The organism is Pseudomonas sp. TWRC1-2, from assembly GCF_049896685.1.
GTDB lineage: Bacteria > Pseudomonadota > Gammaproteobacteria > Pseudomonadales > Pseudomonadaceae > Aquipseudomonas.
Map to the genome: position 1 here is coordinate 630,551 of NZ_JAFCUU010000003.1, position 26,983 is coordinate 657,533.

Annotated in this window: 24 protein-coding genes; 12 read left to right on the forward strand and 12 right to left on the reverse strand. The window is 61.2% G+C overall.

Features of this window, described 5'->3' with window-relative positions; all coding sequences use genetic code 11:
- Nucleotides 1-22: 22 nt before the first annotated feature.
- From choV to ACP7B3_RS11785, 3 genes are all read right to left on the reverse strand, one after another.
- The gene (gene choV / locus ACP7B3_RS11775; RefSeq protein ID WP_106575606.1) at nt 23-1,201 is read right to left on the reverse strand and encodes a choline ABC transporter ATP-binding protein; all 1,179 of its coding nucleotides are present in this window, start codon (nt 1,199-1,201) and stop codon (nt 23-25) included.
- A complete protein-coding gene (gene choW, locus ACP7B3_RS11780) occupies nt 1,198-2,043 on the reverse strand; it encodes a choline ABC transporter permease subunit (RefSeq protein ID WP_076017809.1) in 846 nt (281 codons plus the stop codon). The genes choV and choW overlap by 4 nt, the downstream gene beginning before the upstream one ends.
- A 66-nt stretch (nt 2,044-2,109) precedes the next feature.
- Nucleotides 2,110-3,057, reverse strand: coding sequence for a choline ABC transporter substrate-binding protein (locus tag ACP7B3_RS11785; RefSeq protein WP_145157577.1), 948 nt, complete (start codon nt 3,055-3,057; stop codon nt 2,110-2,112).
- Nucleotides 3,058-3,267: 210 nt separating this feature from the next.
- Between ACP7B3_RS11785 and ACP7B3_RS11790 the strand changes: the two genes are divergently transcribed.
- The 3 genes from ACP7B3_RS11790 (at nt 3,268) to ACP7B3_RS11800 (ending at nt 6,459) form a co-directional block, all read left to right on the forward strand.
- The gene (locus tag ACP7B3_RS11790; RefSeq protein ID WP_178119641.1) at nt 3,268-3,420 is read left to right on the forward strand and encodes a hypothetical protein; all 153 of its coding nucleotides are present in this window, start codon (nt 3,268-3,270) and stop codon (nt 3,418-3,420) included.
- 51 nt (nt 3,421-3,471) lie between these two features.
- Nucleotides 3,472-4,848 (forward strand): L-serine ammonia-lyase, encoded by a 1,377-nt coding sequence (locus ACP7B3_RS11795; protein ID WP_242200627.1) that lies wholly within the window; start codon nt 3,472-3,474, stop codon nt 4,846-4,848.
- Between the two features lie 507 nt (nt 4,849-5,355).
- Nucleotides 5,356-6,459: a GlxA family transcriptional regulator gene (locus ACP7B3_RS11800; protein ID WP_005792167.1), complete on the forward strand. Its 1,104-nt coding sequence runs from the start codon at nt 5,356-5,358 to the stop codon at nt 6,457-6,459.
- A 149-nt stretch (nt 6,460-6,608) separates the two neighbouring features.
- Here the strand turns inward: ACP7B3_RS11800 and ACP7B3_RS11805 are convergent, their stop codons facing one another.
- The 6 genes from ACP7B3_RS11805 to ACP7B3_RS11830 form a co-directional block, all read right to left on the reverse strand.
- Complete coding sequence (locus ACP7B3_RS11805) at nt 6,609-6,872, reverse strand: hypothetical protein (protein WP_106575603.1); 264 nt, start codon at nt 6,870-6,872, stop codon at nt 6,609-6,611.
- A gap of 377 nt (nt 6,873-7,249) precedes the next feature.
- Nucleotides 7,250-8,410 carry a gamma-butyrobetaine dioxygenase gene (locus tag ACP7B3_RS11810; protein ID WP_426178836.1) on the reverse strand — a complete coding sequence of 387 codons (1,161 nt, stop codon included), beginning with the start codon at nt 8,408-8,410 and terminating at the stop codon, nt 7,250-7,252.
- 9 nt (nt 8,411-8,419) lie between these two features.
- A complete protein-coding gene (locus ACP7B3_RS11815) occupies nt 8,420-8,899 on the reverse strand; it encodes a thioesterase family protein (protein WP_426178837.1) in 480 nt (159 codons plus the stop codon).
- A 117-nt stretch (nt 8,900-9,016) separates the two neighbouring features.
- A complete protein-coding gene (locus tag ACP7B3_RS11820; RefSeq protein WP_426178838.1) occupies nt 9,017-9,982 on the reverse strand; it encodes an L-carnitine dehydrogenase in 966 nt (321 codons plus the stop codon).
- Nucleotides 9,983-10,157: 175 nt separating this feature from the next.
- The gene (locus ACP7B3_RS11825) at nt 10,158-11,045 is read right to left on the reverse strand and encodes a 3-keto-5-aminohexanoate cleavage protein (RefSeq protein ID WP_426178839.1); all 888 of its coding nucleotides are present in this window, start codon (nt 11,043-11,045) and stop codon (nt 10,158-10,160) included.
- Between the two features lie 77 nt (nt 11,046-11,122).
- Complete coding sequence (locus ACP7B3_RS11830; RefSeq protein ID WP_242200640.1) at nt 11,123-12,067, reverse strand: choline ABC transporter substrate-binding protein; 945 nt, start codon at nt 12,065-12,067, stop codon at nt 11,123-11,125.
- A 194-nt stretch (nt 12,068-12,261) separates the two neighbouring features.
- On the opposite strand from ACP7B3_RS11830, the gene ACP7B3_RS11835 reads away from it, so the two are divergent.
- Nucleotides 12,262-13,206 (forward strand): GlxA family transcriptional regulator, encoded by a 945-nt coding sequence (locus tag ACP7B3_RS11835; protein WP_426178840.1) that lies wholly within the window; start codon nt 12,262-12,264, stop codon nt 13,204-13,206.
- Between the two features lie 68 nt (nt 13,207-13,274).
- Complete coding sequence (locus ACP7B3_RS11840) at nt 13,275-14,441, forward strand: AAA family ATPase (RefSeq protein WP_426178841.1); 1,167 nt, start codon at nt 13,275-13,277, stop codon at nt 14,439-14,441.
- A 124-nt stretch (nt 14,442-14,565) separates the two neighbouring features.
- On the opposite strand, the gene ACP7B3_RS11845 is transcribed toward ACP7B3_RS11840, so the two are convergent.
- Together ACP7B3_RS11845 and ACP7B3_RS11850 are read right to left on the reverse strand one after the other, a co-directional pair.
- Complete coding sequence (locus ACP7B3_RS11845) at nt 14,566-14,982, reverse strand: DUF3010 family protein (protein ID WP_426178842.1); 417 nt, start codon at nt 14,980-14,982, stop codon at nt 14,566-14,568.
- A 40-nt stretch (nt 14,983-15,022) separates the two neighbouring features.
- Nucleotides 15,023-15,424 (reverse strand): lysozyme inhibitor LprI family protein, encoded by a 402-nt coding sequence (locus ACP7B3_RS11850; RefSeq protein ID WP_119737558.1) that lies wholly within the window; start codon nt 15,422-15,424, stop codon nt 15,023-15,025.
- A 218-nt stretch (nt 15,425-15,642) separates the two neighbouring features.
- Here ACP7B3_RS11850 and ACP7B3_RS11855 point away from each other — a divergent pair, with 218 nt between their 5' ends.
- The 6 genes from ACP7B3_RS11855 to ACP7B3_RS11880 all read left to right on the forward strand — a co-directional run bounded on the left by ACP7B3_RS11855 (nt 15,643) and on the right by ACP7B3_RS11880 (nt 23,408).
- Complete coding sequence (locus ACP7B3_RS11855; protein ID WP_119737560.1) at nt 15,643-16,620, forward strand: dipeptidase; 978 nt, start codon at nt 15,643-15,645, stop codon at nt 16,618-16,620.
- Nucleotides 16,621-16,697: 77 nt separating this feature from the next.
- Nucleotides 16,698-17,228 carry a DUF5943 domain-containing protein gene (locus ACP7B3_RS11860; RefSeq protein WP_016977793.1) on the forward strand — a complete coding sequence of 177 codons (531 nt, stop codon included), beginning with the start codon at nt 16,698-16,700 and terminating at the stop codon, nt 17,226-17,228.
- 16 nt (nt 17,229-17,244) lie between these two features.
- Nucleotides 17,245-19,305 (forward strand): dimethylglycine demethylation protein DgcA, encoded by a 2,061-nt coding sequence (gene dgcA, locus ACP7B3_RS11865; protein ID WP_145157554.1) that lies wholly within the window; start codon nt 17,245-17,247, stop codon nt 19,303-19,305.
- A gap of 158 nt (nt 19,306-19,463) precedes the next feature.
- A complete protein-coding gene (gene dgcB / locus ACP7B3_RS11870) occupies nt 19,464-21,407 on the forward strand; it encodes a dimethylglycine demethylation protein DgcB (RefSeq protein WP_242200649.1) in 1,944 nt (647 codons plus the stop codon).
- The gene (locus ACP7B3_RS11875) at nt 21,407-22,627 is read left to right on the forward strand and encodes an electron transfer flavoprotein subunit alpha/FixB family protein (RefSeq protein ID WP_369301998.1); all 1,221 of its coding nucleotides are present in this window, start codon (nt 21,407-21,409) and stop codon (nt 22,625-22,627) included. The genes dgcB and ACP7B3_RS11875 overlap by 1 nt, the downstream gene beginning before the upstream one ends.
- A 10-nt stretch (nt 22,628-22,637) precedes the next feature.
- Nucleotides 22,638-23,408, forward strand: a complete 771-nt coding sequence (locus ACP7B3_RS11880) for an electron transfer flavoprotein subunit beta (protein WP_242200652.1) — start codon at nt 22,638-22,640, stop codon at nt 23,406-23,408.
- A gap of 846 nt (nt 23,409-24,254) precedes the next feature.
- Here ACP7B3_RS11880 and gbcA read toward each other — a convergent pair.
- Nucleotides 24,255-25,550: a glycine-betaine demethylase subunit GbcA gene (gene gbcA / locus ACP7B3_RS11885; RefSeq protein WP_145157545.1), complete on the reverse strand. Its 1,296-nt coding sequence runs from the start codon at nt 25,548-25,550 to the stop codon at nt 24,255-24,257.
- A 283-nt stretch (nt 25,551-25,833) separates the two neighbouring features.
- Between gbcA and gbcB the strand changes: the two genes are divergently transcribed.
- Nucleotides 25,834-26,934 (forward strand): glycine-betaine demethylase subunit GbcB, encoded by a 1,101-nt coding sequence (gene gbcB, locus ACP7B3_RS11890; RefSeq protein ID WP_106575585.1) that lies wholly within the window; start codon nt 25,834-25,836, stop codon nt 26,932-26,934.
- Nucleotides 26,935-26,983: the final 49 nt, after the last annotated feature.

The window sequence follows — 26,983 nt, forward strand, 5'->3', positions numbered from 1 at the left end:
ACATTGAGATGTGCAGTGTTTGTCAGCCCAGGTTCTTGCCGAGCAGGGCATGGTAAAGCTCGCTGTCCCCCAAAATCCCCACCACCTGGTTGTTGTTATGCAGCACCAGCTTGTTGCCGGTGTGATAACGAATCTGCAACGCATCGCGCATGCCGATATTGGAATCCACCAGCGTCGGTACCCGGCCCAACCCTTCCACGGCTTGCCCCGGTGCCCAGTTCTGCAGGTTCATCACCGCGCCATTCTGGCGGGCGCCCTGGATCGTGTTGCCTTCGGCCAGGTCCAGCCAGGAATCGCCGCCCGGATCGAGGCACACCGAGCCGTTGACCCGCGTGCAGTTGTCCAGCGTGCGCATCAGGCTACGGCCGCACAGCACGTTCAGCGGGTTGGTATGCGCGACGAAGGTGCGCACATAGTCATCCGCCGGGTTCAGCACGATCTCTTCCGGCACGCTGTACTGGATGATCTTGCCGTCTTTCATGATCGCGATGCGGCTACCCAGTTTGAGCGCCTCATCCAGATCGTGGCTCACAAACACAATGGTCTTGCTCAGCTTGCGTTGCAGCTCCAGCAGTTCATCCTGCAGGCCTTGGCGGATCAGCGGGTCGAGGGCGGAGAAGGGTTCGTCCATCAGCAGGATATCGGCGTCCATCGCCAACGCGCGGGCCAGCCCGACGCGCTGCTGCATACCGCCGGACAACTCGTCGGGCTTCTTGTTGCGCCATTGGGCCAGGCCTACCAGTTCGAGCTTTTCATCCACCAGCGCGCGCCGTTCTTTCTCCGGACGGCCCTGCATCTCAAGGCCGAAGCTGATGTTTTCACGCACCGTCAGCCACGGCATCAATGCGAATTTCTGGAACACCATGGCGATGCGCTTGGTGCGCATCATTTTCAGCTCGGCCGGCGTGCATGAAGCGATGTCGATCTGGCGACCTTCATGCTCCACAAACAGCTGGCCACGGCTGACGGTGTTGAGGCCGTTGATGCAGCGCAGCAAGCTCGACTTGCCGGAGCCGGACAGGCCCATCAGCACGCAGATCTCGCCTTTCTCGATGTCCAGGCTGGCTTTTTCAACGCCGACAATCTGCCCGGTCTTTTTCAGGATTTCGTTGCGGTGCATGCCCTGGTCGAGCAGCTTGAGGGCTTCGCGCGGGTCTTTGGAGAAGATCACATCGACATTGTCGAATCGGATAATGCTCATGCATCACCCCCTACTTTGGCGTCGGGTTGTTTGCAGATGCGGTCGAGCATGATGGCCAGCAACACGATTGCCAGGCCGGCTTCAAAGCCCAGGGCGATGTCGGCGGTGTTGAGTGCGTTGACCACCGGCTTGCCGAGGCCGTCAGCGCCCACCAGGGCCGCGATCACCACCATCGACAACGACAGCATGATGCATTGGGTAATGCCGGCGGCAATGCTCGGCATGGCGTGGGGCAGTTCAATGCGTGAGAGCAACTGACGGCGCGAGCAGCCAAAGGCCTTGCCGGCGTCCATCAATTCTTGCGGCACATCACGGATGCCCAGGTAGGTCAGGCGGATCGGCGCGGCAATCGCGAACACCACGGTGGAAATCAGCCCGGGCACCACACCCAGCCCGAAGAGGGTCAGGGTAGGGATGAGGTAGACGAAGGTCGGCACGGTCTGCATCAGATCGAGCACCGGCCGCATCAGGGTGTAGAACATCGGTTTGTGCGCGGCAACAATGCCCAGCGGCACGCCGATGACCACGCAGACCAGGGTGGCGAACAGCACCTGCGCGAGGGTTTCCATGGTTTCCTGCCAGTACCCCAGGTTCAGGATCAGCAGGAAGGAGGCGATGACAAACACCGTCAGGCCCCATTTGCGTTGGATGAAGTGAGCGAGTAGCGCAATCAGACCGATCAATGCCAGCGGATTGAACCAGGTCAGCGCAAACGTCACGCCGTGGATCATCGTTTCCAGGGTCGATGCGATTGCGTCGAAGTAGTTGGCACCGTGTTGGGTCAACCATTCGACGAAGGCAGCGATGTACTGGCCTAGTGGGATTTTATGTTCAGTCAGCATGGTAGTGAATGTCCACATGCGAAGGGGAAAACATCCCGGGCCAGCGCACCGGCCCGGGGTCAGCGATTACTTGTCCAGATAAGCTTTGACGGCCTCCAAACCGGGTTTGCCATCCACGGTGGTCACACCGGCCAGCCAGGTGTCGAGCACTTGCGGGTTCTTCTTCAGCCAGGCTTTGGCCGCGGCGTCAGGTTTCATCTTGTCGTCAAGGACGTTACCCATCAGGGTGCTTTCCATGTTCAAGGTGAACGACAGGTTTTTCAGCAATTGGCCAACGTTGCTGCATTCCTGGGTGTAGCCCTTGCGAACGTTGGTGTAGATGGTGGCCTGGCCGTAGTTGGGGCCGAACGAGTCGTCACCGCCGGTCAGGTACTTCATCTTGAAGCGGGTGTTCATCGGGTGCGGTTCCCAGCCCAGGAACACGATGGCCTGGTCACGCTTGGAGGCGCGTTCCACTTGCGAGAGCATCCCGGCTTCGCTGGACTCGACCACTTTGAAACCGGCGGTTTTCAAGCCGAAGGCGTCTTTGTCGATGAGGGTCTGGATGGTGCGGTTGCCGTCGTTACCCGGCTCGATCCCGTAGATCTTGCCGCCCAGTTCATCCTTGAATTTGACGATGTCGGCGAAGTCTTTCAGGCCCTTGTTGTACAGCGCCTCCGGGACCGCCAGGGTGTACTTGGCGTTTTCCAGGTTGGCGCGCACGGTTTCCACGGTGCCGGCATCACGGTACTGCTTGATGTCGTTTTCCATGGTCGGCATCCAGTTGCCGAGGAAGATGTCCATGTTCTTGCCGTCGGCCAGTGACTTGTAAGTCACCGGTACCGAAATCATCGTGGTGCGCGGCTTGTAGCCCAGGCCCTTGAGGACTTCGCTGGTGGTCGCGGTCGTGACGGTGATGTCGGTCCAGCCGACATCGGAGAAGTTGACGGTCTTGCACTGTTCCGGTTCTGCAGCGTGTGCCACAACTGGCAGACTCAGCATGGCGGCCAACAACAACGAGGGTGAACCTTTCATCGGGGTAGACTCCTGTGTCTTTTCTGGCGGCATTCGCCGCGCTTTATATGTGTTGCGGTTGGGGCGTGCATCGAGGCGACGGCACGGTGCCTTGCAAACGAGTCGAGACTGATCATGTACCAGTGAAAATCTGACGCCTACAGGGGGCGTCGTATCCAGTACAGGGATGGTCGTATCCAGTGTCGGTGACGTCGCTTACAGGTTTTTCCAATGGCAAAACCGCAGTTTTTACCGATCTGCACCGCTAAAAACGGCCAAAACGCCCGATCGCACGAGGGCGGCGTTGGTGAGCATGGTTACGTCGGTGTGAGACGCCGTGAGGGCAAGCAAAAGCTTGATGATGCCGCCATCTGGGCGATCTGAGCGTAGCACCTCGTTCAAGCCTGGCCGTGCTTATCGAGGAGTTCTACCGCAATGGCTATCAGTGTTTTCGACCTGTTCAAGATCGGCATCGGGCCTTCTAGTTCTCACACCGTCGGCCCCATGCGCGCCGCGGCGTTGTTCGTCCAGGCATTACGTGAACGTGAACTGTTGGAACAGGTCAGGCGCGTTGAAGTTCAGCTGTACGGCTCCTTGTCGGCCACCGGCATCGGCCACGGCAGCGACACCGCCACCATCATGGGCCTGATGGGCGAATGGCCGGACGCAATCGACCCGACGCACATCGGCCTGCGTATTCATACCCTGCGCGAGACCGACACGCTCTTGCTCGACGGCCGCCTGCCGGTGCCCTTCGTCTGGGCGCGCGACATGCGCCTGCTCGACGAAAACCTGCCGTTTCACCCTAACGCCATGACCCTTGTGGTGTTCGGCGATGACGGCGAGCTGCACCGCGATACCTACTATTCGGTCGGCGGCGGTTTTGTGGTGGACCAAGCCCAGGCGCAAAGCGGCGTGGCGGATATGGACCGCACCGAGCTGCCGTATGATTTTTCCAGTGCTGTAGAGCTGTTGCAGCTGTGCAAAACCCATAACCTGCGCGTGGCCGAGTTGATGCTGGCCAACGAAAAGACCTGGCGCGGTGAAGAAGAAATCCGCAGCGGCCTGATGAAGCTCTGGCGCGCCATGCAGGATTGCGTGGAGCAGGGCCTCAAGCACGAAGGCATCCTGCCCGGTGGTTTGAACGTGCGGCGCCGCGCCGCCAAGTTGCACCGCAGCTTGCAGGAGTTGAACAAGCCGAATGTGATTGGCTCGACCTTGAGCGCGATGGAGTGGGTCAACCTGTTCGCCCTGGCGGTGAATGAGGAAAACGCAGCGGGTGGGCGCATGGTTACTGCACCGACCAATGGCGCGGCGGGGATCATCCCGGCGGTGCTGCACTACTTCATGAAATTCAGCGACGAGGTGACCGAAGCCAACGTGGTCGACTATTTGCTCAGCGCGGCGGCCGTGGGAATTTTGTGCAAAAAGAACGCCTCGATTTCCGGCGCCGAAGTCGGCTGCCAGGGTGAAGTGGGTTCGGCGTGCGCCATGGCCGCGGCGGGGCTGGCGGAAATCCTTGGCGCCACGCCGGAACAATTGTGCAACGCCGCCGAAATCGGCCTGGAACACAACCTCGGCCTGACCTGCGACCCGGTGGGCGGCCTGGTGCAAGTGCCGTGCATCGAGCGCAACGCGATTGCCGCGGTAAAAGCCATCAACGCGGCGCAGATGGCGCTGCGTGGCGATGGCCAGCACTTTATCTCCCTGGACCGGGTGATCCGCACCATGCGCGATACCGGCGCGGACATGCACGACAAGTACAAGGAGACCTCGCGGGGCGGGTTGGCGGTGAGTGCTGTCGAGTGCTGAGACCGAGTTGCGGCTAATCGGGGGCAAGCCCCCTCCCACACTTGAAGGTATTCACAATTCAAAAGGTGGGAGGGGGCTTGCCCCCGATAGCGGTAGTCCGTCCAACACTGCTCATAAAGTGAACACCCGGACCCAAAAGCGCCACCTTTTAGCGCGTCGCAAACAGACAAGTAGCCCTCAGACGATTCCTCGCCCGACCACCCGTCACCTGTGCGTGCGGTGACAGACTTTTCCCACGCGCTCAAAGCGCCTTCCCATAAGTGCTACCGATCTGCTCACACCCCGTGAGCAGGCTCACTCCAGCGGCCTTTTCGGGGCCTATCCCGCACTCCTTACGCGGGCTTATATAGACGCGTCATCAGGTCGTTTTCAGGAGTTATTGAATGGCCATTCAATTTTAGGCATGGCATTTGCTCTATCAATTCAAAGCCTCTCCTTTCCAGGGTGAGCGCAATAACAAGAGCCTCGCCTGAGGCCATCACCCGCTTTGTGTGAGGAGATACCGCGATGACGTCGTTCAACTCCGGGGCTCAACCCCAGAACCGTGCGCCTCAATCCATCGGCTTTTTGCTGCTGGACAATTTCACGCTGATTTCCCTGGCCTCGGCAGTGGAACCGCTGCGCATGGCCAACCAGCTGTCCGGCCGCGAGCTGTATCGCTGGACAACCCTGAGTGTCGACGGCAACCAGGTGTGGGCCAGCGACGGCCTGCAAATCACCCCCGATGCCTCCATGCACAAAGCCCCGGCCCTGGACACTGTGATCGTGTGCGGCGGCGTGGGAATCCAGCGTACCGTTACCCGTGAGCACGTCTCGTGGCTGCAAAGCCAGGCGCGTCAGTCGCGTCGTCTTGGCGCGGTATGCACCGGCAGTTGGGCCCTGGCCTGCGCCGGTTTGCTCGACGGTTTTGATTGCAGCGTGCACTGGGAATGCCTGGCGTCGATGCAGGAAGCCTTCCCGCGCGTGGCCATGAGCACGCGCCTGTTTACCCTCGACCGCAATCGCTTCACCAGCTCCGGCGGCACCGCGCCGCTGGACATGATGCTGCACCTGATCAGCCGCGACCACGGCCGTGAATTGTCGGCAGCGATTTCCGAAATGTTTGTGTACGAACGCATCCGTAACGAACAGGATCACCAGCGCGTGCCGCTCAAGCACATGCTCGGCACCAACCAGCCGAAGCTGCAGGAAATCGTTGCGTTGATGGAAGCCAACCTCGAAGAGCCGATCGACCTGGACGAGCTGGCTGTATACGTCGCCGTGTCGCGTCGTCAGCTGGAGCGGTTGTTCCAGAAATACCTGCACTGCTCGCCGTCGCGCTACTACCTCAAGCTGCGCCTGATCCGTGCACGGCAGTTGCTCAAGCAAACACCGATGTCGATCATCGAAGTGGCCTCGGTGTGCGGGTTTGTGTCCACGCCGCACTTCTCCAAGTGCTACCGCGAATACTTCGGCATTCCGCCGCGCGATGAGCGCGTAGGGTCCAACACTACCCAACAAGTGGCGATGATGCCGATTCCGCAGGCGCTGGTGTTGTCACCGTTGTCCGGGCCGATGTCGGCGTTGAGCCAGGCCAGGAACGAGTCGACGTTTGCGAGTGTAAGGCTCTAACCCAACCTGGTGGCGAGCGGGCTTGCCCCGCGTTGGGCTGCGCAGCGGCCCCAAAACCGCGTGTTGAGGTTCGTCTAATACACCGCGTGCCTGGATTGGGGCTGCTGCGCAGCCCAACGCGGGACAAGCCCGCTCGCCATAGGGGACTGTCAGGCGCCGGAGTTCTGCTTGAACTGCACCAACGCCGGCAACAACTGTTTGTCGATCGCCTGGCGTACGGCCGGCAAGATCGTCGCACTGCCGGTGTACATCTGTTCCACCATGCCCTTGAGCGCCTTGGCCCTTGCGGCGCTCAAACCACGTACGGCGCACTCGCAAGCCTGCTCGGCGGTGGCACCGCTGGAGACTTCAAAACCCAGCGAGCGCAGTTGGCCCAGCAGGTCATCCTGGTCAATCAAATCCGCGTGCATCATGACGTTCATCCTGGTGTAGGGAGCGGGGACTGATTGGGATTCTGGTAGGCCCCCGGCCGGTCGGCAAGGGCAGAATTGACGAATGGCTCATATGGCTATGAGCAGGTCGTTTTCGGGTCATTTACCGACAGAAGTAATAGGCACACTGAATGCCAGGCACGCAGCTTGAAGGTTTGGTCACCCTCGGGATGTCACGCTCACACCAAGCACTCTGCCCCGGTCCTGTCACGGCTTGATCGGGGCTTTTTTTGCCTGGGTTTTGTGGTGACTGCACTGGCCTCTTCGCGAGCAAGCCCGCTCCCACATTTGACTGCATTCCAACTTTGGAACTCGGTCTAATGTGGGAGCGGGCTTGCTCGCGAAGGCCGCACCTCGGTCTACCTTTGCAACACCAATATCCTGGACAACAACTCATCCCGGTCGATGTAACACCCCTGGAAATGCCGCGCCCCGGAAGCCGGGTCAAACGCATTGCGCGCATGCAAGGTGCGGCGGTTATCAAAGCACCACAACTCCCCCGGATTCAGCCGTTTGACCAGCCTGAAACGGTCCTCGCGGGTCATCGCAATAAAGCGCCGATACGCGCGATACAACAACGGCATCTGCTCCACCGGCGCCTCGAACGGCCCGCGCAAAAAGTTGGCCATGCGGATCTCCGCCACGTCTCCCAAGGCATCCAGCGCAATGATCGGCGCCAGGCGGCGATAGTCGCTGTGACGGTCTTTATTGCGAAACTCCACGGGGATTTCACACAACGCACGAAACGCTTCAGGGTCCTCGCTGCGCAGTGCATGGGCGATGGCGAACCCGTCGACAAAAATGCTCTCGCCGCCGGTGGCCTCGTTCACCAGGCAATGCAGAAATTGCAGCCCCGGTTGCAGCTCCCGCGTTGGCAAATCGCTGTGCAACGGCAGGTTGAAAGCGGTGTAGGCATTGCTGTCGGCATTGGCTTTGGACTGCACGTTGAACAGCACGCCAAAATTGCTCTCGCGGATAAACGAAATGCGCTTGGCGATCAGCGCCAGCGAGCCAGGTTCGGTGGGCACGCCACGGATTTGCGCGAGGCCCGCGTCACGCAAGGCCAGCAACCATTGCAGCAAGATGTTCGGGTCCTCCATCACGCCCACATAGTCGAAAACGGGCAACGCGAAGGTGCTGTCCCATCGCTGCGATGCTGGTTTGGCTGCACGGCGTTCGGCGCGTGATTCGTCGTCATAGGCATGGGCGCGCAACCAGCCCGGATCGTAGTGGCTGCGATGGCCGCCGCTCCATTGCACGCTCAGGCATCCCTGATCGATCTGCGCGCTGACGGCAGTCAGCTGTTCGTCCACATCGACAATCTCGAACACCTGCTCGCGGGTCACGCTGTACACGCATTGCGCGCACGGGCAGTTGTCGCGCAGCCACTGATGATGAAACGGGCTCACCCGGCCATCGGCCCATCGCACGCGTAGCTGATCGGTCAGCACCTGCACCTCGGCGAGGTCGCTGATGGTTGGGTAAGTACGAAAATCGGCAACAGCGGCGGCGGTTTGCATGGGGGCTCCTTATTGTTTTTTGGGCGGCAATCCAATCACGCGGCCGAGGAGGGCGGGGCGTGGCAACTCGGCCTGCTGCGCGCTGATCGCGACGAGTTTTTCCAGGGTGGCCTCGGTGAACGGCGCCGAATGCGGACCGGCGAGGTCGACGTGCAGCAGCATCTGTTCGTTGCCGGCCAGCGCCTTCTCCTCACCGACCAGGTGCAGGCTGTGATAGAGGTGCAGGCGCTTGGCATCGTGGGCGATCAGCTGAGTGCGCACCTCGACCTCGGCACCAAGTTTCACCTCATGCAAGTAGTTCAGGTGCAGTTCCAACGTGAACAGTGAATGGCCGCTGGCCTCACGGTTTTCACTGTCCAAACCCAGGGTGTCCATCAGCGCGTCGGTGGCGTAGCTGAAAATCAACAGGTAGAACGCATCGCGCAGGTGGCCGTTGTAATCCACCCAGTCGGGCTGGATTTTGGTGGTGTAGGTGGTCAGTGCAGGCATGTCCGGGATTCCAGGTCATTACTCGGTCAACTGTGGGAGCTGGCTTGCCTGCGATGGCGGCGGTGAGTCGTACACCGCTGTCGCAGGCAAGCCAGCTCCCACAGAAATCAACAGCAGTTACTCGGCGAAGCTCATACCGTGCTTGGCTTTGGTGGTCTTCACCGCCTCCAGCACCGCCAACAGGCAATCATCACGATAGCGCTCCAGCGCCGAAATGCTGTGTGTGCCCAACTGATTGCTGGTGCCATCGACCACATCGTCGATCAACTTGTCGGTCAACTCCGGTGCCGGCAAATACGTCCACGGCAATTGCAGCGCCGGGCCGAACTGCGCCATGAAGTGGCGCATACCGGCATCGCCGCCCGCCAGCGTGTAGGTGAGGAAGGTGCCCATGAACGACCAGCGCAAGCCGGCGCCAAAGCGGATCGCATCGTCGATTTCGCCGGTGGTCGCCACGCCGTCATTCACCAGGTGCAGCGCCTCACGCCACAGCGCTTCGAGCAAGCGGTCAGCGATAAACCCCGGCACTTCCTTACGCACATGCAGCGGGCGCATGCCAAGGGATTCATACACCGTGATCGCCGCCTGTATCGCTTCGGGCGCGGTGTTTTGGCCGCCCACCACTTCCACCAGCGGCAGCAGGTAAACCGGGTTGAACGGGTGGCCGACCACGCAGCGTTCCGGGTGGGTGGAACCTTCGTAGAACTCACTCGGCAACAGACCCGAAGTACTCGACCCAATCAGTGCATTCGGCTTGGCCGCTGCGCTGATTTTGCTGTGCAGTTCCAGTTTCAGTTCCAGGCGTTCCGGGGCGCTTTCCTGGATGAAGTCGGCGTCTTTCACGCACGCTTCAATAGTGTCGACAAAGCGCAGGCGGTCTTGGGATGCACCCGGTGCCAGGCCTTGTTTTTCCAAGGCGCCCCAGGCATTGGCGACGCGTTTGCGCAGGGCCGCTTCGGCACCGGGCGCCGGGTCCCAGGCGACCACATCCAGGCCGTGGGCGAGGGCGCGGGATACCCAACCGCTGCCGATAACGCCGCTGCCGAGGGCGGCGAAGGTTTTGATTTCGGTGATAAAACGCATGGCAAATTCCTAAAGTATTCGCAAATTCTGTGTGAGGAACCGGTTCAAATGTGGGAGCGGGCTTGCTCGCGAATGCGGTATGTCAGTTGATGCATTCGGTGACGGATTCACCGCTTTCGCGAGCAAGCCCGCTCCCACACAAGCCCGGCTCCCACAGGGTTTTGTGGTGCCTGACTTAGCCGCGCTTGGTCAGGCCCATCTTGATGCGGCCTTGCGCCGGGGTCATGACCCGTGCACCCAGACGGCTGAGGATTTCACTCGCGCGCTCCACCAACTGGCCGTTGGTGGCCAGCACGCCCTTGTCCAGCCACAGGTTGTCTTCCAGGCCGACTCGCACGTTGCCGCCCAGCAGCACCGCTTGGGCCGCCATTGGCATTTGCATGCGGCCGATACCGAAGCCGGCCCACACCGCATCGGCGGGCAGGTTGTCGACCATGGCTTTCATGGTGGTGGTGTCGGCCGGCGCGCCCCAGGGGATACCCAGGCAGAGTTGGAACAGCGGGTTGTCGAGCAGGCCTTCCTTGATCATCTGCTTGGCGAACCACAGGTGGCCGGTGTCGAAGATTTCCAGCTCAGCCTTAACGCCCAGCTCCTGGATGCGCTTGGCGCCAGCACGCAGCTGGGCCGGGGTGGACACGTAAATGGTGTCGCCATCGCCAAAGTTCAGCGTGCCGCAGTCCAGGGTGCAGATTTCCGGCAGCAGCTCTTCAACGTGCGCCAGGCGCGTCAGCGGGCCGACCAGGTCGGTGTTGGGGCCGAACTCCATCGGGTTCTCGCCGCCGCCGATTTCCAGGTCGCCGCCCATGCCGGCGGTGAGGTTGACGATGATGTCGACATCGGCCTCGCGGATGCGCTCCATCACTTCGCGGTACAGCGCGACGTCGCGGCTGAACTTGCCGGTTTGCGGGTCACGTACGTGGCAGTGCACCACGGTGGCGCCCGCCTTGGCGGCTTCCACGGCGGCGGCGGCGATTTGTTTGGGAGTGACCGGCACGTGTGGGCTTCTGCCGGTCGTGTCGCCAGCACCGGTGAGTGCGCAGGTGATGATGACGTCGTGGTTCATGAGTCGGTTCCTTACAGGCGGGCGTAGTGATGCCGCTCGCAGCCCACAGCGGCTGCGACACGGTGATTCGAATCAGGTTATTGGCTGGTCAGTTGCAGGTTGGCCGCGGCGGGCTTGCCGTCGAAGGTGGTCACGCCTTCGAGCCAGCGCTGCTGGTCTTGCGGGTGGTCCTTGAGCCACTGCTTGGCGGACTCAATGGCGTCCTTGTGATCCAGCAACGGCTGCATCATCCGGCTCTCGTCGGCGGCGGTGAAGGTCAGGTTGGTCAGCAGCTTGTGCACGTTCGGGCACTGTTCGGCGTAGGTCGGCGACGTGACGCTCCACACCGTGGCCATGCCTTCGTTCGGGCCCAGGGCGTCGTCGCTGCCGGTGAGGTAAGTCATCGCGACGTTGACGTTCATCGGGTGTGGCGCCCAGCCAAAGAACACCACGGCTTCCTTGCGGCGTACCGCGCGGTCGACGGCGGCGAGCATGCCGGCTTCGCTGGATTCCACCAGCTGGAATTTGCCCAGGCCGAACTGGTTTTTGGCAATCATCGCCTTGATCTGGGTGTTGGCGCCTGAACCTGGCTCGATGCCGTAGATCTTGCCGCCCAGTTCCTTCTCGAATTTGGCGATGTCGGCGAAGGTTTTCAGGCCCTTGTCCGCCAGGTAAGTCGGCACGGCGAGGGTGGCGCGCGCGTCTTCCAGGCTGGGTTTCTCAAGGACTCTGACTTGCTTGGCGTCGACGAATGGCGTGATGGTCTGGGTCATCAGCGGGTTCCAGTAACCCAGGAACAGGTCCAGGCGTTGATCGCGAATGCCGGCGAAGATGATTTGCTGGGACGCGCTGGTCTGTTTGGTCTTGTAGCCGAGGCCGTCGAGCAACACTTGGGTCATGGCGCTGGTGGCGATCACGTCGGTCCAGTTCACCACGCCCATGCGCACGTTTTGGCAAGACGCCGCATCGGCTGCCATCACGTGGGTGCTCAAAATGGCGCTGGCGCTGAGTGCAAGCACGCAGCGGCTGATCAGTCGGTTCATGGTGGATCCCTCGGCAGGTCGTTATTGTGGGTTCCGGCGTCTTTGTGCGCCGTGGGATCAAGTTACGCAGCTTGAGGGGCGGCAAAGCGCACGGCGGCGACCAGCTCTTGCACTGCAGCGACCTGTGCTCTTGAATGGCCGGTTGAACTGGCGTATCACAGTGACCACGCTGCCCGTCCTACGAGAGCGCCACCATGTCCCAGGATTTCTACTTTCTGCTGATGCCGGGTTTCTCGGCCATCGGCTTTATCTCTGCGCTGGAACCGCTGCGCGTGGCCAACCGCTTTCGCGGCGAGCTGTACCGCTGGCACGTGCTGAGCGCCGACGGCGGCGCGGTGTTGGCGAGCAATGGCATGTCGGTCAACGCCGACGCCGCATTGGAGCCGCTGAAAAAAGGCGCGACGCTGATGGTGGTCGCCGGCTTCGAACCCTTGAAGTTCACCACGCCCGCGCTGGAGCACTGGCTGCGCCGCCTCGACCACGACGGCGTCACCCTTGGCGCCATCGACACGGGCGCCTGTGTGCTCGCTGAGGCCGGCTTGCTCGATGGCCACCGCCTCACGCTGCACTGGGAAGCCATCGATGCGTTCAAGGAGTCTTATCCACAGCTCACCGTGACCCAGGAGCTGTTCGAGATCGACCGCCGTCGCATCACCTGCGCGGGCGGCACGGCGTCCATCGACCTGATGCTCGACCTGATCGCCCAGGCCCACGGCCCGGACCTGGCGATTCAGGTTTCCGAACAATTCGTGCTCGGCCGCATCCGCCCACGCAAAGACCACCAGCGCATGCAGATCGCCACGCGCTACGGCATCAACAACAAGAAGCTGGTGCAAGTGATCGGTGAAATGGAACAACACACCGAACCGCCGCTGACCACCCTGGCATTGGCCGAGGCGATCAAAGTCACCCGGCGCCAGTTGGAGCGGTTGTTTCGTCTGCATCTGAACGACACGCCAAGCAATTTCTACCTCGGCCTGCGCCTGGAAAAAGCCCGGCAGCTATTGCGTCAGAGCGACATGAGTGTGTTGGAGGTGAGTATTGCGTGCGGGTTTGAGTCGCCTTCTTACTTCACGCGCTGCTATCGGGCGCGGTTTGCCAAGTGCCCAAGGGAGGATCGGCGACGGGAGGTGGTTTGACGGGTAATTATAGTTAATTATACTCGCTACTATAATTTATAGTCCTTTCCATAATTGAGTATAAAAGCATGTCGAAGAACAGCGGCTTCGTATTCCGCCGCCCCACGCTGGCAGGCAGCATTGCCGACGGTTTGGTGGGGGCCGGTATTCAGGATTTTACCTCTGGCCTGTTTCTCGCGGCGCCGCGCCGCACCGGCAAAAGCACTTTTTTGCGTGAAGACCTGATCCCCGAGTGCCAACTGCGGGGTTGGCTGACGGTGTATGTCGATCTCTGGGCCGACAAAGAGAAAGATCCGGCGGAGTTGATCGCCAGCGCCATTGCCGCTGCGCTGGTGCCTTATGAAAAGGGCATTCGCAAACTCGCCAAGAACATCGGCATCGAGAAACTAAGCTTTCTGCGCACCCTGTCCTGGGACTTCACCAAGCCACAATTGCCCGTCGGTGCAACACTGACCCAAGCCTTGGAGTTGCTGCACAGCGCCGCGGAAAAACCCGTGGTGCTGGTGATTGACGAAGCGCAGCATGCTTTAACCACCGAGTCCGGTATCAACGCGATGTTCGCGTTGAAAGCTGCCCGGGATCAGCTCAACCAAGGCCGTGACGAAGAGGGCAGCGGCTTGCGCCTGGTGTTCACCGGGTCCAACCGCGACAAGCTGGCGCATTTGGTGTTGGGCAAAAGCCAGCCGTTCTTCGGCTCCAGCATCACGCCGTTTCCCTTGCTCGGCAAAGCGTTCACCCAAGCCTACACCGCGCACCTCAACGCGCATTTGGCCAGCACCAATCAATTCGACGCGGCGGATATCGACGAAGCCTTCGAGCTGGTAGGCCGTCGCCCCGAGATGCTGCGCACCATTATTGGCGAAGTGGCGCTGGAGCTGGGCGAAGCGAGCAACTTGGGCCAGTTGCTGCACAGTCGTGCTGAATTCCTGCGCGCGGGCGTGTGGACGGAGTTTGAAAGCGCCTGGAACAACCTCACCATCCCCCAGCGCGCCGTGTTGGAGGTGATGGTGGAGCGTTCGCAGAACAACGAACCCTTTGCGCCGTTCACCGACAGCACGCTGATGGCGGTGAGCAAAGCGCTGGAAGACATGGGCAGCGATGTGGTGCCGGGCACCCAGACCATTCAGGCGTGCATCGATGCGTTGCGCGACAAGGAGCTGGTATGGAAGTCGAGCCGGGGCGGCTATGCCCTGGAAGACAAATCCTTCGGGGATTGGCTGCTGCACAAGCGCTGAAGCGCACCCCAAAACCAATGTGGGAGGGGGCTTGCCCCCGATAGCGGTGGGTCAGCAGCCTATAAGTGACTGAAACACCGACATCGGGGGCAAGCCCCCTCCCACATTTGATAGGCGTCGTGGTTTATTTCTTTACCAGCGCCGAACACGCGGCCTTGAAGGCCTCGTGCTGATACTTGTTCAGCGAAGCCGGCAACTCAAAGCCGTGCTTCTTGTTCTGCGCATTGATGGTCTGCGGCGACAGCAACGTCACCTCAACCCCCTCCAGCAACTGAAACACGCCTTCAATCTTGAACGTGGTCGGGCCACCGGCGAACTCGCCTTTCTTGCTGCGCTTCTTGATTGCGATGCGGGTGATGGCGTTTGCCTGCACAAACGCCTTCACCTGCGCGGCGAAGGCTTTGACGTTGGCTGCCTCATCGTCGTCTTCCAGAGCGATTTTCTTGGTGGCCAGGGCGACGTGGCTCAGCGCCTGGTTGTCCAGGGAGGCGACAGCGATGATGGCTTCGCTGCCTTTGATTTCGATGCCGCAAATAGTCATGAATGGCCTTGATACAGAGGAAATTGGCAGAGATTGTCGCTTATTCCTGCCCGATCGACTCCAAAAACTCCGACCGCTCATCACTCATCCGCGCCAGGCAGTCATTGAGTTGAATCGCGTATTCCTTGCTGCCGTTGACTGCCGGGAAGGTGTCCACTGCGCAATCGGCGTCACGCAGTTTTTCCCACTTTTGCTGAGCATCCTTCAGACGAGCGGTAATGTCGGCCAGTTGCGACTTGTTGCTGCCATAGGTCGAACCCATGCGTTCCAGCAGGCCTTGATAGTTGTCTTTGAGCAATTGTTCAGCGGTGGTTTTGTTGTAAGTGGCGCATTCCAGGGTTTGTTTGTCGTTTTCGATGCCATCGCAGGGCGTGTTGTCGGTGTCTTCGGCCGCGTGGACGCCGGTTGCGATGAGTGCCAAAGCCAGGAAAATCGATTTCATTGCGCCGTCTCATATCAGGTGATGCGGAATTCTGGCTCAAGCGTAAGACAAAGAACAGTCGTCAGTCAGACGTGTCATGTAGGCCTTTGTCGCGGATTGACGCTTTCGGCAATTCCCCTGTCGTTTTTGCACCCGGTTCGTTCAGCCCCTGGGCATATGCTGGCCCCAAAGCGCCGGCAGACGATTCGGCGCATGAATCGCCAATAAGGGGACGCCTGATGAGCCCAGCGCAATTGCACGCCGACAGCATCGTTATCGACGGGCTGATCATTGCCAAGTGGAACCGCGACCTGTTCGAGGACATGCGCAAAGGTGGGCTGACCGCCGCCAACTGCACCGTGTCGGTGTGGGAAGGCTTCCAGGCCACGATCAATAACATCGTGGCCAGCCAGACCCTGATCCGTGAGAACAGCGACCTGGTGATCCCGGTGAAAACCACCGCCGACATCCGCAAAGCCAAGGAGCAGGGCAAAACCGGCATCATCTTCGGCTTCCAGAACGCCCATGCGTTTGAAGACCAGCTGGGCTACGTCGAGATCTTCAAGCAGCTCGGGGTTGGCGTGGTGCAGATGTGCTACAACACCCAAAACCTGGTCGGCACCGGTTGCTACGAGCGCGATGGCGGCCTGTCGGGTTTTGGCCGTGAAGTCGTTGGCGAGATGAACCGCGTCGGCATCATGTGCGACCTGTCCCACGTCGGCTCCAAGACCAGCGAAGAAGTCATCCTCGAATCGAAAAAGCCGGTGTGCTACTCCCACTGCCTGCCGTCCGGCCTGAAAGAGCACCCGCGCAACAAATCCGATGAAGAGCTGAAGTTCATCGCCGACCACGGCGGTTTTGTCGGTGTGACCATGTTCGCGCCATTCCTGGCCAAGGGCATCGATTCGACCATCGACGACTACGCCGAAGCCATCGAATACACCATGAACATCGTCGGCGAAGACGCCATCGGCATCGGTACCGACTTCACCCAGGGCCATGGCCAGGATTTCTTCGAAATGCTGACCCATGACAAGGGCTACGCCCGCCGTCTGACCAGTTTCGGCAAGATCATCAACCCGCTGGGCATCCGCACCGTGGGCGAGTTCCCCAACCTCACCGAGACCCTGCTCAAGCGCGGCCACAGCGAGCGTGTGGTACGCAAGATCATGGGCGAAAACTGGGTCAACGTCCTCAAGGACGTCTGGGGCGAATAAGCCACCGCCAACACTTCTTTTCCCCAGGCCATTCGGTGCCTGGGGCATTCAAACGAATTTTCTGGAGTTAAGTTTCCATGGCCAAGATCGCCCCGCAATTGCCAATCGAAGTCGACAGCGAAACCGGTGTCTGGACCTCCGACGCCCTGCCGATGCTGTACGTGCCGCGCCATTTCTTCGTCAATAACCACATCGGTATCGAGGAAGTGCTGGGCGCAGATGCCTACGCCGAAATCCTCTACAAGGCCGGCTACAAATCCGCCTGGCACTGGTGTGAAAAAGAAGCTGAATGCCACGGCCTGGAAGGCGTCGCGGTGTTCGAGCACTACATGAAGCGCCTGTCGCAACGCGGCTGGGGCCTGTTCAAGATCCAGGACATCGACCTCGACAAAGGCACCGCCAGCGTCAAGCTCGAGCACTCGGCATTTGTCTACGTGTACGGCAAGGTCGGGCGCAAAGTCGACTACATGTTCACCGGCTGGTTTGCCGGCGCCATGGACCAGATTCTGCAGGCGCGTGGCAGTCAGATCCGCACCGTGGCCGAGCAAGTGTACGGAGGCTCCGAAGAGGGCCACGACGACGGCCTGTTCACCGTCAAGCCGTTGTAAGTCGAGGAACCGTGCCATGGCTTTCGAAGCAATGTTCGCGCCGATCCAGATCGGCAAACTGACCATCCGCAACCGCGTGCTCAGTACCGCCCACGCCGAGGTGTATGCCACCGACGGCGGCATGACCACCGACCGCTATGTGAAGTATTACGAAGAAAAAGCCAAGGGCGGGATCGGCCTGGCGATCTGCGGCGGTTCTTCCAGTGTGGCCATCGACAGCCCGCAAGGCTGGTGGAAATCGGTGAACCTGGCCGATGACCGGATCATCCCGCACTTCCAGAACCTGGCCGATGCCATGCACAAGCATGGCGCCAAGATCATGATCCAGATTACCCACATGGGCCGTCGTTCGCGCTGGGATGGCGAGCATTGGCCCACGCTGTTGTCGCCGTCGGGCATCCGCGAGCCGGTGCACCGCGCCACCTGCAAAACCATCGAGCCGGAAGAAATCTGGCGGGTGATCGGCAACTACGCCAGCGCGGCGGCGCGCGCCAAGGCCGGAGGCCTGGATGGCGTGGAGTTGTCGGCGGTGCACCAGCACATGATCGACCAGTTCTGGAGCCCACGGGTCAACAAACGCACCGACGAATGGGGCGGCAGCTTCGAAAACCGCATGCGTTTTGGCCTTGAGGTATTGAAGGCTGTGCGGGCTGAGGTCGGCCCGGATTTCTGCGTGGGCATCCGCCTGTGCGGCGATGAATTCCACCCGGACGGCCTGTCCCACGAGGACATGAAACAGATCGCCAAGTATTACGACGACACCGGCATGTTGGACTTTATCGGCGTGGTCGGCTCGGGCTGTGACACCCACAACACCCTGGCCAACGTGATCCCGAACATGAGTTATCCACCGGAGCCGTTTTTGCACCTGGCCGCGGGTATCAAGGAAGTGGTCAAGGCTCCGGTGCTGCACGCGCAGAACATCAAGGACCCGAACCAGGCCACGCGCATTCTGGAAGGCGGCTACGTGGACATGGTCGGCATGACCCGCGCGCACATCGCCGACCCGCACCTGATCGCCAAGATCAAGATGGGCCAGATCGACCAGATCAAGCAGTGCGTCGGCGCCAACTACTGCATCGACCGCCAGTACCAAGGGCTGGATGTGCTGTGCATCCAGAACGCCGCGACCTCGCGTGAATACATGGGCGTGCCGCACATCATCGAGAAGTCCACCGGGCCCAAACGCAAAGTCGTGGTGGTCGGTGCCGGCCCTGCCGGGATGGAAGCCGCACGCGTTGCTGCCGAGCGTGGCCATGACGTGACGTTGTTCGAGAAGAAAGACTTTATCGGCGGGCAAATCACCACCGCTTCCAAAGCACCGCAGCGCGACCAGATTGCCGGTATTACACGTTGGTTCCAGCTGGAGCTGGCGCGTTTGAACGTCGACCTGCGCCTGGGCGTGGCGGCAAACGCCGATGCGATCCTCGACCTGCGCCCCGATGTGGTGGTGCTGGCCGTCGGCGGGCACCCGTTCCTGGAGCAGAACGAACATTGGGGCGCGGCCGAAGGCCTGGTGGTCAGCAGCTGGGACGTGCTCGATGGCAAGGTCGCGCCGGGCAAGAACGTGCTGGTGTACGACACCATTTGCGAATTCACCGGCATGTCGGTGGCGGACTTCCTGGCCGACAAAGGCAGCCAGGTCGAGATCGTCACCGACGACATCAAGCCGGGCGTGGCCGTGGGCGGTACGTCGTTCCCGACCTACTACCGCAGCATGTACCCGAAAGAAGTGATCATGACCGGCGACATGATGCTGGAAAAGGTCTACCGCGAAGGCGACAAGCTGGTGGCGGTGCTGGAGAACGAATACACCGGCGCCAAGGAAGAACGCGTGGTCGATCAAGTGGTGGTCGAGAACGGCGTGCGTCCGGATGAAGAGATCTACTACGCGCTCAAGCAGGGTTCACGCAACAAAGGCCAGATGGACATCGAAGCGCTGTTCGCGATCCAGCCGCAGCCGTGCCTGAGCGAGCCGGGCGAGGGGTACTTGCTGTTCCGCATCGGTGACTGTGTGGCGCAGCGTAATACCCACGCCGCGATCTATGACGCCCTGCGCCTGTGCAAGGATTTCTGACGAGGTGAACTCGGTCAAAAAGGCGGGAGGGGGCTTGCCCCCGATGGCGGCGGGTCAGGTGATACAGCTGTAGCTGACCCACCGCTTTCGGGGGCAAGCCCCCTCCCACATTCAGGCCAGTTTCACAGTAGATATGTGCGGTTTGTGGGAGCTTCACCATGTTGAACACCTTGCTGCCTGTTCTTTTGTTCGCGGCGCTGGGCCTGGCTTTGCTGGGCGCCCTGCGCCGGGTGAACATGTGGCGCCGCGGCCGCGCCTCCAAGGTCGACCTGCTCGGCGGTCTGCTGGCCATGCCCAAGCGTTACATGGTCGACCTGCACCATGTGGTCGCCCGCGACAAATACATCGCCAACACCCACGTCGCCACCGCCCTGGGCTTTGTGCTGTCGGCGTTGCTGGCGATTCTGGTGCACGGTTTCGGCCTGCATAACCGCATCCTCGGCTACGCCTTGCTGCTGGCGTCGGTGCTGATGTTTGTCGGCGCCACGTTCGTCTACCTGCGCCGTCGCAACCCGCCGTCGCGCCTGTCGAAAGGCCCGTGGATGCGCCTGCCGAAAAGCCTGATGGCGTTCTCGGTGAGCTTCTTCCTGGTGACGTTGCCGGTGGCCGGGATTCTGCCGGCCGACTTCGGTGGCTGGCTGCTGGCGGCATTGCTGAGCCTGGGCGTGCTGTGGGGCGTGTCGGAAATGTTCTTCGGCATGACCTGGGGCGGCCCGATGAAACACGCCTTCGCCGGTGCGCTGCACCTGGCCTGGCACCGCCGCGCCGAACGTTTTGGCGGCGGCCGTTCCACCGGCTTGAAGCCGCTGGACTTGAGCGATAAAACCGCGCCGCTGGGCGTGGAAAAACCCAAGGATTTCACCTGGAACCAACTGCTCGGCTTCGATGCCTGCGTGCAGTGCGGCAAGTGTGAAGCCGCTTGCCCGGCGTTCGCCGCCGGCCAGCCGCTGAACCCGAAAAAGTTGATTCAGGACATGGTCGTCGGCCTGGCCGGTGGCACCGATGCCAAGTTCGCCGGCAGCCCGTATCCCGGCAAACCGGTGGGCGAACACGGCGGCAACCCGCACCAGCCGATCGTCAACGGCCTGGTGGATGCCGAAACCCTGTGGTCGTGCACCACCTGCCGCGCCTGCGTGGAAGAGTGCCCGATGATGATCGAGCACGTGGACGCCATCGTCGACATGCGCCGCCACCTCACCCTGGAAAAAGGCGCCACGCCGAACAAGGGCGCCGAAGTCCTGGAAAACCTGATCGCCACCGACAACCCCGGCGGTTTTGCACCGGGCGGCCGCCTGAACTGGGCGGCGGATTTGAACCTGCCGCTGTTCAGTGAAAAAGGCAGCGCCGACGTGTTGTTCTGGGTCGGCGACGGCGCCTTCGACATGCGCAACCAACGCACCCTGCGCGCCTTCGTCAAAGTGCTGAAAGCGGCCAAGGTCGACTTCGCGGTGCTCGGCCTGGAAGAGCGCGACAGCGGCGACGTCGCGCGCCGCCTGGGCGATGAAGCCACCTTCCAGTTGCTGGCCACGCGCAATATCCAGACCCTGGAAAAATACTGCTTCAAGCGCATCGTCACCTGCGACCCGCACAGCTTCCACGTACTCAAAAACGAGTACGGCGCCTTCAACGGTAACTACCGGGTGCAGCACCACAGCACCTTCATGGCCGAACTGATCGGCGACGGCGCGTTGAACCTGGGCCAGCACAAAGGCGACAGCGTGACCTATCACGACCCTTGTTACCTGGGCCGCTACAACGGCGAATACGAGGCGCCGCGCCAAGTGCTGCGCGCGCTGGGCATCGAGGTCAAGGAGATGCAACGCTCGGGCTTCCGTTCACGCTGCTGCGGTGGCGGTGGCGGTGCGCCGATCACCGACATTCCCGGCAAGCAACGCATTCCCGATATGCGCATGGAAGACATCCGCGAAACCGGCGCCGAGCTGGTGGCTGTGGGTTGCCCGCAGTGCACGGCGATGCTCGAAGGTGTGGTTGAACCGCGTCCGTTGATCAAAGACATCGCCGAACTGGTGGCTGACGCTTTGCTCGAAGACGCCGCCCCGGCAAAAGCCCCGATTAAACGTGAACCTGCGGAGGTGCACTGATGAGCGACATTATCCGCCGCGACCCACGGGCCGAATGGATTGCCCGCAACCGCCTGCACCCGCTGCATGCGGCGATGCAGCCGCTGCAACACAGCTGGATGGGACCCAACGGCGTCATCCGCAAGAACGTACATGGGGTCGGTTTTATCGGCCCCAACGGCATCAAACGCATTGACCGCAGCGGTGCCCAGCAGGGCGGCGCGGCCAAGCGCACGGCGGCGGTGCAAGTGCAGTTGCCGCTGCATCAGGTACCGGCGCCGGCGTTTTATATCAGCGTGGTGCCGGACATGGTCGGCGGCCGCCTGAGCAGCCACGACCGCGACGTGCTCGGCCTGGCGCGGCAACTCGCCGGCAGCGACGGCGCTGTGCTGGCGGTGGTGTTTGGCGAACACAAGGAAAGTGCCTTTGCTACGGCCGGCGTTGATCGCCTGCTGGTGTTGGAAGGCCACGAATTCGACGGTTATTCACCGGAGCAACGCGTCCAGGGCCTGCGGGCTGTGGATAACCAGTTCAACCCGCGCCACTGGCTGCTGCCGGACAGCCGCAGTGGCGGTGGCGAGTTGGGCCGGCGTTTTGCCGCCAGCCTCAAGGAGCGCCCGGCCACGCGGGTCTGGCAGATCAAGGGCGAAGAATGCATCGGCCGCGCGGGTGCGGGCCAGGAAGACTTGGCCCGGCCATTGCCGCGCCTGATCCTGGCGGCCGTGGAGTGCGCCGAACCGGTCAGCGAAACACGTCACGAGGCATTGCCCGTGGAGTTATCCACACCCTTGGCGCGCAGCTTGCCGCGTATCGAAGACCTCGGTGCGGTGGCGGTGGACCCCGGCGCGATTCCCATGGCCGAAGCGGAGTTTATTTTCTCCGGCGGCAATGGCGTGAAGGACTGGGCACTGTTCCACCGGACCGCCGCGGCCCTGGGCGCCACCGAAGGCGCCTCGCGGGTGGCGGTGGACGATGGCTTTATGGCGCGTGATCGCCAGGTCGGCGCCAGTGGCACCTGGGTCACGGCGCGGGTTTACGTGGCCGTGGGCATTTCCGGGGCGATCCAGCACCTGCAAGGCATTGGCGCCTGCGACAAGGTGGTGGCGATCAACCTCGATCCTGGCTGCGACATGATCAAGCGTGCCGACCTGTCGGTGATCGGCGAGAGCGCCGCGATTCTGCAAGCCTTGATCGCTGCGGTCGAGGCCTACCGCAATGGCGCCAAGCGCGATGCGGCTTAAGGACATGACCATGACAACACCTGTAATCAGCTTGGTATCCATCGGCGCCCACCCCACTTCCGGCCGGCCACGCCGCGCGGAGCAGGATGCCCGCGCCGTCGAGTTGGGCCTGCAAATGGCTGGGGATAAGTTGCAGGTGCTGCACGCCGGCAACATTCACGAGCCGACGTTGCGCAGTTACCTGGGCATGGGCTTGCCGCAATTGCATGTGCTTGAGCAGCCGGACGGCGCTGACGCCTTGCCGGCCCTCAGCGATTACCTGCGCGGTGCCGGTGCCCAGGTGGTGCTCACCGGCAGCCAGGCGGAAACCGGCGAGGGCTCGGGCATGTTGCCGTTTCTGCTGGCCGAGCAACTGGGCTGGCCGCTGATTGTCGGCCTGGCGCAGGTGGAGTCCATCGACGGCGGCATCGCCCACGTGCTGCAAGCCTTGCCGCGCGGGCAGCGGCGGCGCTTGAAGGTGCGCCTGCCGTTTCTGGCCACGGTGGATAACGCCGCGCCCAAGCCACGGCAAAGCGCCTACGGCCCTGGGCAGCGCGGAGAATTGGCCGCCCATGAAGTCGAGATTGAGCAAGACGAGTTATTCACAGGTGCGGTGCTGCAGCCGGCCAAGCCTCGGCCCAAGCGCCTCAAGGTGATCAAGGCCAAAAGCGGCGCCGACCGCATGAAGGCCGCCACGGCCAAGGCCAGCGGCGGCGGGGGGCAGGTGCTCAAGGGACTTAGTCCCGAGGCGGGCGCTGAGGCCATTCTCAAGCTGCTGATTGAGGAAGGCGTGGTGCGCTGATGCCCTGTGGGAGCTGGCTTGCCTGCGATAGCCTCACTTCGGTCTGACTGATAAACCGAGTTGCCTGCATCGCGGGCAAGCCCGGCTCCCACATTGATTAGTGGGCTTACCCACAATCCCTGTTGACCCTTCTGTGGATAACCTGTTCGCGGTTGTCCACAGCCCCGGTAAATCAAGCCCTGTAGCTCCCTGTACGAAAAACAACCAGGCTAACCAGCGGTTTTTCCTGGGGTTTTTCTATGAATAACTTCTTTCGCCGGTACCGACTTGCCCCCAAAGTCTGTTGGCGCTTCTGTGGATAAGATGTTCGCTACCGGCTGCAGGCCACGTAGATAAAGGCTTTCATTGATGCGATCAAAATTTGATCAATTCGCACTGTTTGCTCAATTAAAACCTTGAAACCCGCGATTTATGAAGGGTTGACGCGGTTTTCCACAGCATCGGTAAAGTTGCCCCCAAAGTCTGTTGGTGCTTCTGTGGATAAGGTGTTCGCGTACTGCCACATGCCACGTATTCAGGGGCTATCAGAGAGTTGATCAATAAATGATCAAACGATTACGAAAGCGCACGGCTGGAATAAGTCACGGATTTTCTTCATTTATTTTCAGAAGACCGCGCACTTGCCCACAATTGCTGTGGGTGGCTTTGTGGATAAGTTGTTGGGCGAAGGCTGGAGGGCAAGGCGGGAAAGGGTTACGGAGGGCTTGATCAATTTTTGAGCAGTGTGGAAACCTGATGTGGGAGCGGGCTTGCTCGCGAAGGCGGTGTGTCAGTTGCCAGATGGGCTGGCTGATCCGCTGCATTCGCGGGCAAGCCCGCTCCCACATTTGATCTGTGGTGTAGCCGTTATTCGTGTGCGGCCACGCCCTTGAGGTATGGCGCCGGCGCAGCGCCCAGGTTGCTCAGCAAGCGCTCGCTGTACCAATCCACAAAATTCACCACACCAAACTCATACGTCTTGGAGTAAGGCCCTGGCTGATAGGCGGTGGAGTTGATTCCGCGCTGGTTTTCTTCGGCCAGGCGACGGTCCTGGTCGTTGGTGGCGTCCCACACTTTGCGCATGCGCTCCACGTCGTAGTCCACGCCTTCGACGGCGTCCTTGTGCACGATCCACTTGGTGGTGACCATGGTTTCCTGGGCGCTGATCGGCCACACGGTGAACACGATGATGTGATCGCCCATGCAGTGGTTCCACGAGTGCGGCAGGTGCAGGATGCGCATCGAGCCCAGGTCCGGGTTCTTGATGCGGCCCATCAGCTTGTTGCAGCCTTGCTTGCCGTCCAGGGTCATCGACACGGTGCCCTTGAGCAGTGGCATGCGCACGATGCGGTTACGCAGGCCGAAGCTGGCGTGGGCGTAAGGGATCTTCTCGGCATCCCAGGCGGCGGCGGAAGCGGCGACGTGGTCCTTGAAGGCCTGGTCGGCGCGCGGGTCAGTGACGTCGTCCCATTCCAGCAGGGTTTTCAACAGTTCCGGGTGCGAGGCGTTGCAGTGGTAGCACTCGCGGTTGTTTTCCAGCACCAGCTTCCAGTTGGCTTTTTCGAACAAGGTGGTCTGGATCGCCACCTTGGTGTTTTCCATGTCGTAGGGTTCCATGTAGTGGTTCAGCGTCGACAGGAAGTCGTCGATGGCCGGCGGGTTCTCGGCCAGGCTGATGAAGATGTAGCCGCCGGCGGTCTTCACGTTCACGGGTTTCAAGCCGTACTGCTTCATGTCGAAGTCGGCGCCCATCTCGGTGCCGGCGAACAGCAGGCGGCCGTCGAGCTCGTAGGTCCACTGGTGGTAGTGGCAGACGAGTTTGGCGACCTTGCCCTTGTCGCTGGTGCACAGGCGCGAGCCACGGTGACGGCACACGTTGTGAAAGGCGTGCACCACGCCCTCGGCGCCACGGATCACGATGATCGGGTTCTTGCCCACTTGCAGGGTCAGGTAGTTGCCCTTGGTGGGAATCTCGCAGGTCATGCCGGCGATCAACCACTCTTTCTGGAAGATCTCCTGCATGTCGATATCAAACAGCCGCTCGTCAGAGTAAAACGGCTGCGGCAGCGAAAAAGTGCGCTCGCGCTCTTGCAGCATTTGCGCGGTGGCCTTGCGTGCGGGTTCCAGCGGATCGCCCAAGCTTAAGGTTGCGGTGACGTCCATCGTGTGTGTCCTCAGGGCCATTCTGTGTGGCCGGCGAATAGTGGCTGATCAGGTTTTGCAGCAAGGCGTAAAGAAAGCGTCGTTGTTGGGAGCGAGTGTGGGCCCGGCAAAGGCCAGAACCTTGTCCATTAGCGACATGGCCCACTCTGATCCCGACGCGCAACCCCCGTGGTATGGGGGCTGGTCGCGATAAGTATGTGAATGTCGCAGATAGGTAAATGGACGTTTCTCGCGTTACGCAGAATCGCCACCATCAGGCCGATATACGGCTGCGGAGAACAGCATGTCCAACAGCTTCCTGAATCCGGTCACCACCCAGACCTGGGCCAATGGTCGGCACATTGTCCGTTGCGTCAAAGTCATCCAGGAAACCTGGGACGTGCGCACCTTCTGCTTCATGGCCGACCAGCCGATCCTGTTCTTTTTCAAGCCGGGGCAGTTCGTCACCCTGGAGCTGGAAATCGACGGCCAGCCGATCATGCGCTCCTACACCATTTCCAGTTCACCGTCGGTGCCGTACAGCTTTTCGGTGACGATCAAACGCGTGCCGGGCGGCAAGGTTTCCAACTGGCTGCACGACACGCTGCACGAAGGCCAGGAGCTGGCGGTGCACGGGCCGGTGGGGCTGTTCAATGCCATCGACTTCAGCAACCCCAAGGTCCTCTACCTCAGCGGCGGCGTCGGCATCACGCCGGTGATGTCCATGGCGCGGTGGTATTACGACACCAACGCCAATGTCGACATGACCTTTATCCACAGCGCGCGCTCGCCCAAAGACATCATTTACCACCGCGAGCTGGAACACATGGCGTCGCGGATCGACAACTTCAGCCTGCACCTGATCTGTGAAAAACACGGCTTGGGCGAGCCCTGGGCCGGTTATCGCGGCTACCTGAACCACAAGATGCTCGAACTGATGGTGCCGGACTTCCTCGAGCGCGAAGTGTTCTGCTGTGGCCCTACGCCGTACATGAACGCGGTGAAGCGCCTGCTGGAAGTGGCGGGCTTTGACATGACGCGTTACCACGAAGAGTCCTTTGGCGCGACACCGCCGGAAGCGCGTGCCGACGCGGTGGAGCAGGCCGAACAGGCCGCCGACGCACCCGAAATCGACTTGGCCGACCTGCATCAGGTGGAATTCATTGCGTCGGGCAAGAGCATTCGCGTGGCGCCGGGCGAAACCGTCCACGCCGCTGCGGCCAAGCTTGGCCTGCTGATTCCCAAAGCCTGCGGCATGGGCATCTGCGGCACCTGCAAGGTGATGAAGCTGGGCGGGGAGGTCGAGATGGACCACAACGGCGGGATTACCGAAGAAGACGAGGCCGAAGGCTACATCCTGTCGTGCTGCAGCGTGCCGAAGGGTGATGTGCGTATCGAGTTCTGATAGACCAAACCCTCAAGCGGGCAGGGTCAAATGTGGGAGGGGGCAAGCC

Excerpts from the sequence above, each read along its gene's own strand:
- choV (WP_106575606.1), bottom strand. The coding sequence starts at position 1,201 with ATGAGCATTATCCGATTCGACAATGTCGATGTGATCTTCTCCAAAGAC.
- choW (WP_076017809.1), bottom strand. The coding sequence starts at position 2,043 with ATGCTGACTGAACATAAAATCCCACTAGGCCAGTACATCGCTGCCTTC.
- ACP7B3_RS11785 (WP_145157577.1), bottom strand. The coding sequence starts at position 3,057 with ATGAAAGGTTCACCCTCGTTGTTGTTGGCCGCCATGCTGAGTCTGCCA.
- ACP7B3_RS11790 (WP_178119641.1), top strand. The coding sequence starts at position 3,268 with ATGGCAAAACCGCAGTTTTTACCGATCTGCACCGCTAAAAACGGCCAA.
- ACP7B3_RS11795 (WP_242200627.1), top strand. The coding sequence starts at position 3,472 with ATGGCTATCAGTGTTTTCGACCTGTTCAAGATCGGCATCGGGCCTTCT.
- ACP7B3_RS11800 (WP_005792167.1), top strand. The coding sequence starts at position 5,356 with ATGACGTCGTTCAACTCCGGGGCTCAACCCCAGAACCGTGCGCCTCAA.
- ACP7B3_RS11805 (WP_106575603.1), bottom strand. The coding sequence starts at position 6,872 with ATGATGCACGCGGATTTGATTGACCAGGATGACCTGCTGGGCCAACTG.
- ACP7B3_RS11810 (WP_426178836.1), bottom strand. The coding sequence starts at position 8,410 with ATGCAAACCGCCGCCGCTGTTGCCGATTTTCGTACTTACCCAACCATC.
- ACP7B3_RS11815 (WP_426178837.1), bottom strand. The coding sequence starts at position 8,899 with ATGCCTGCACTGACCACCTACACCACCAAAATCCAGCCCGACTGGGTG.
- ACP7B3_RS11820 (WP_426178838.1), bottom strand. The coding sequence starts at position 9,982 with ATGCGTTTTATCACCGAAATCAAAACCTTCGCCGCCCTCGGCAGCGGC.
- ACP7B3_RS11825 (WP_426178839.1), bottom strand. The coding sequence starts at position 11,045 with ATGAACCACGACGTCATCATCACCTGCGCACTCACCGGTGCTGGCGAC.
- ACP7B3_RS11830 (WP_242200640.1), bottom strand. The coding sequence starts at position 12,067 with ATGAACCGACTGATCAGCCGCTGCGTGCTTGCACTCAGCGCCAGCGCC.
- ACP7B3_RS11835 (WP_426178840.1), top strand. The coding sequence starts at position 12,262 with ATGTCCCAGGATTTCTACTTTCTGCTGATGCCGGGTTTCTCGGCCATC.
- ACP7B3_RS11840 (WP_426178841.1), top strand. The coding sequence starts at position 13,275 with ATGTCGAAGAACAGCGGCTTCGTATTCCGCCGCCCCACGCTGGCAGGC.
- ACP7B3_RS11845 (WP_426178842.1), bottom strand. The coding sequence starts at position 14,982 with ATGACTATTTGCGGCATCGAAATCAAAGGCAGCGAAGCCATCATCGCT.
- ACP7B3_RS11850 (WP_119737558.1), bottom strand. The coding sequence starts at position 15,424 with ATGAAATCGATTTTCCTGGCTTTGGCACTCATCGCAACCGGCGTCCAC.
- ACP7B3_RS11855 (WP_119737560.1), top strand. The coding sequence starts at position 15,643 with ATGAGCCCAGCGCAATTGCACGCCGACAGCATCGTTATCGACGGGCTG.
- ACP7B3_RS11860 (WP_016977793.1), top strand. The coding sequence starts at position 16,698 with ATGGCCAAGATCGCCCCGCAATTGCCAATCGAAGTCGACAGCGAAACC.
- dgcA (WP_145157554.1), top strand. The coding sequence starts at position 17,245 with ATGGCTTTCGAAGCAATGTTCGCGCCGATCCAGATCGGCAAACTGACC.
- dgcB (WP_242200649.1), top strand. The coding sequence starts at position 19,464 with ATGTTGAACACCTTGCTGCCTGTTCTTTTGTTCGCGGCGCTGGGCCTG.
- ACP7B3_RS11875 (WP_369301998.1), top strand. The coding sequence starts at position 21,407 with ATGAGCGACATTATCCGCCGCGACCCACGGGCCGAATGGATTGCCCGC.
- ACP7B3_RS11880 (WP_242200652.1), top strand. The coding sequence starts at position 22,638 with ATGACAACACCTGTAATCAGCTTGGTATCCATCGGCGCCCACCCCACT.
- gbcA (WP_145157545.1), bottom strand. The coding sequence starts at position 25,550 with ATGGACGTCACCGCAACCTTAAGCTTGGGCGATCCGCTGGAACCCGCA.
- gbcB (WP_106575585.1), top strand. The coding sequence starts at position 25,834 with ATGTCCAACAGCTTCCTGAATCCGGTCACCACCCAGACCTGGGCCAAT.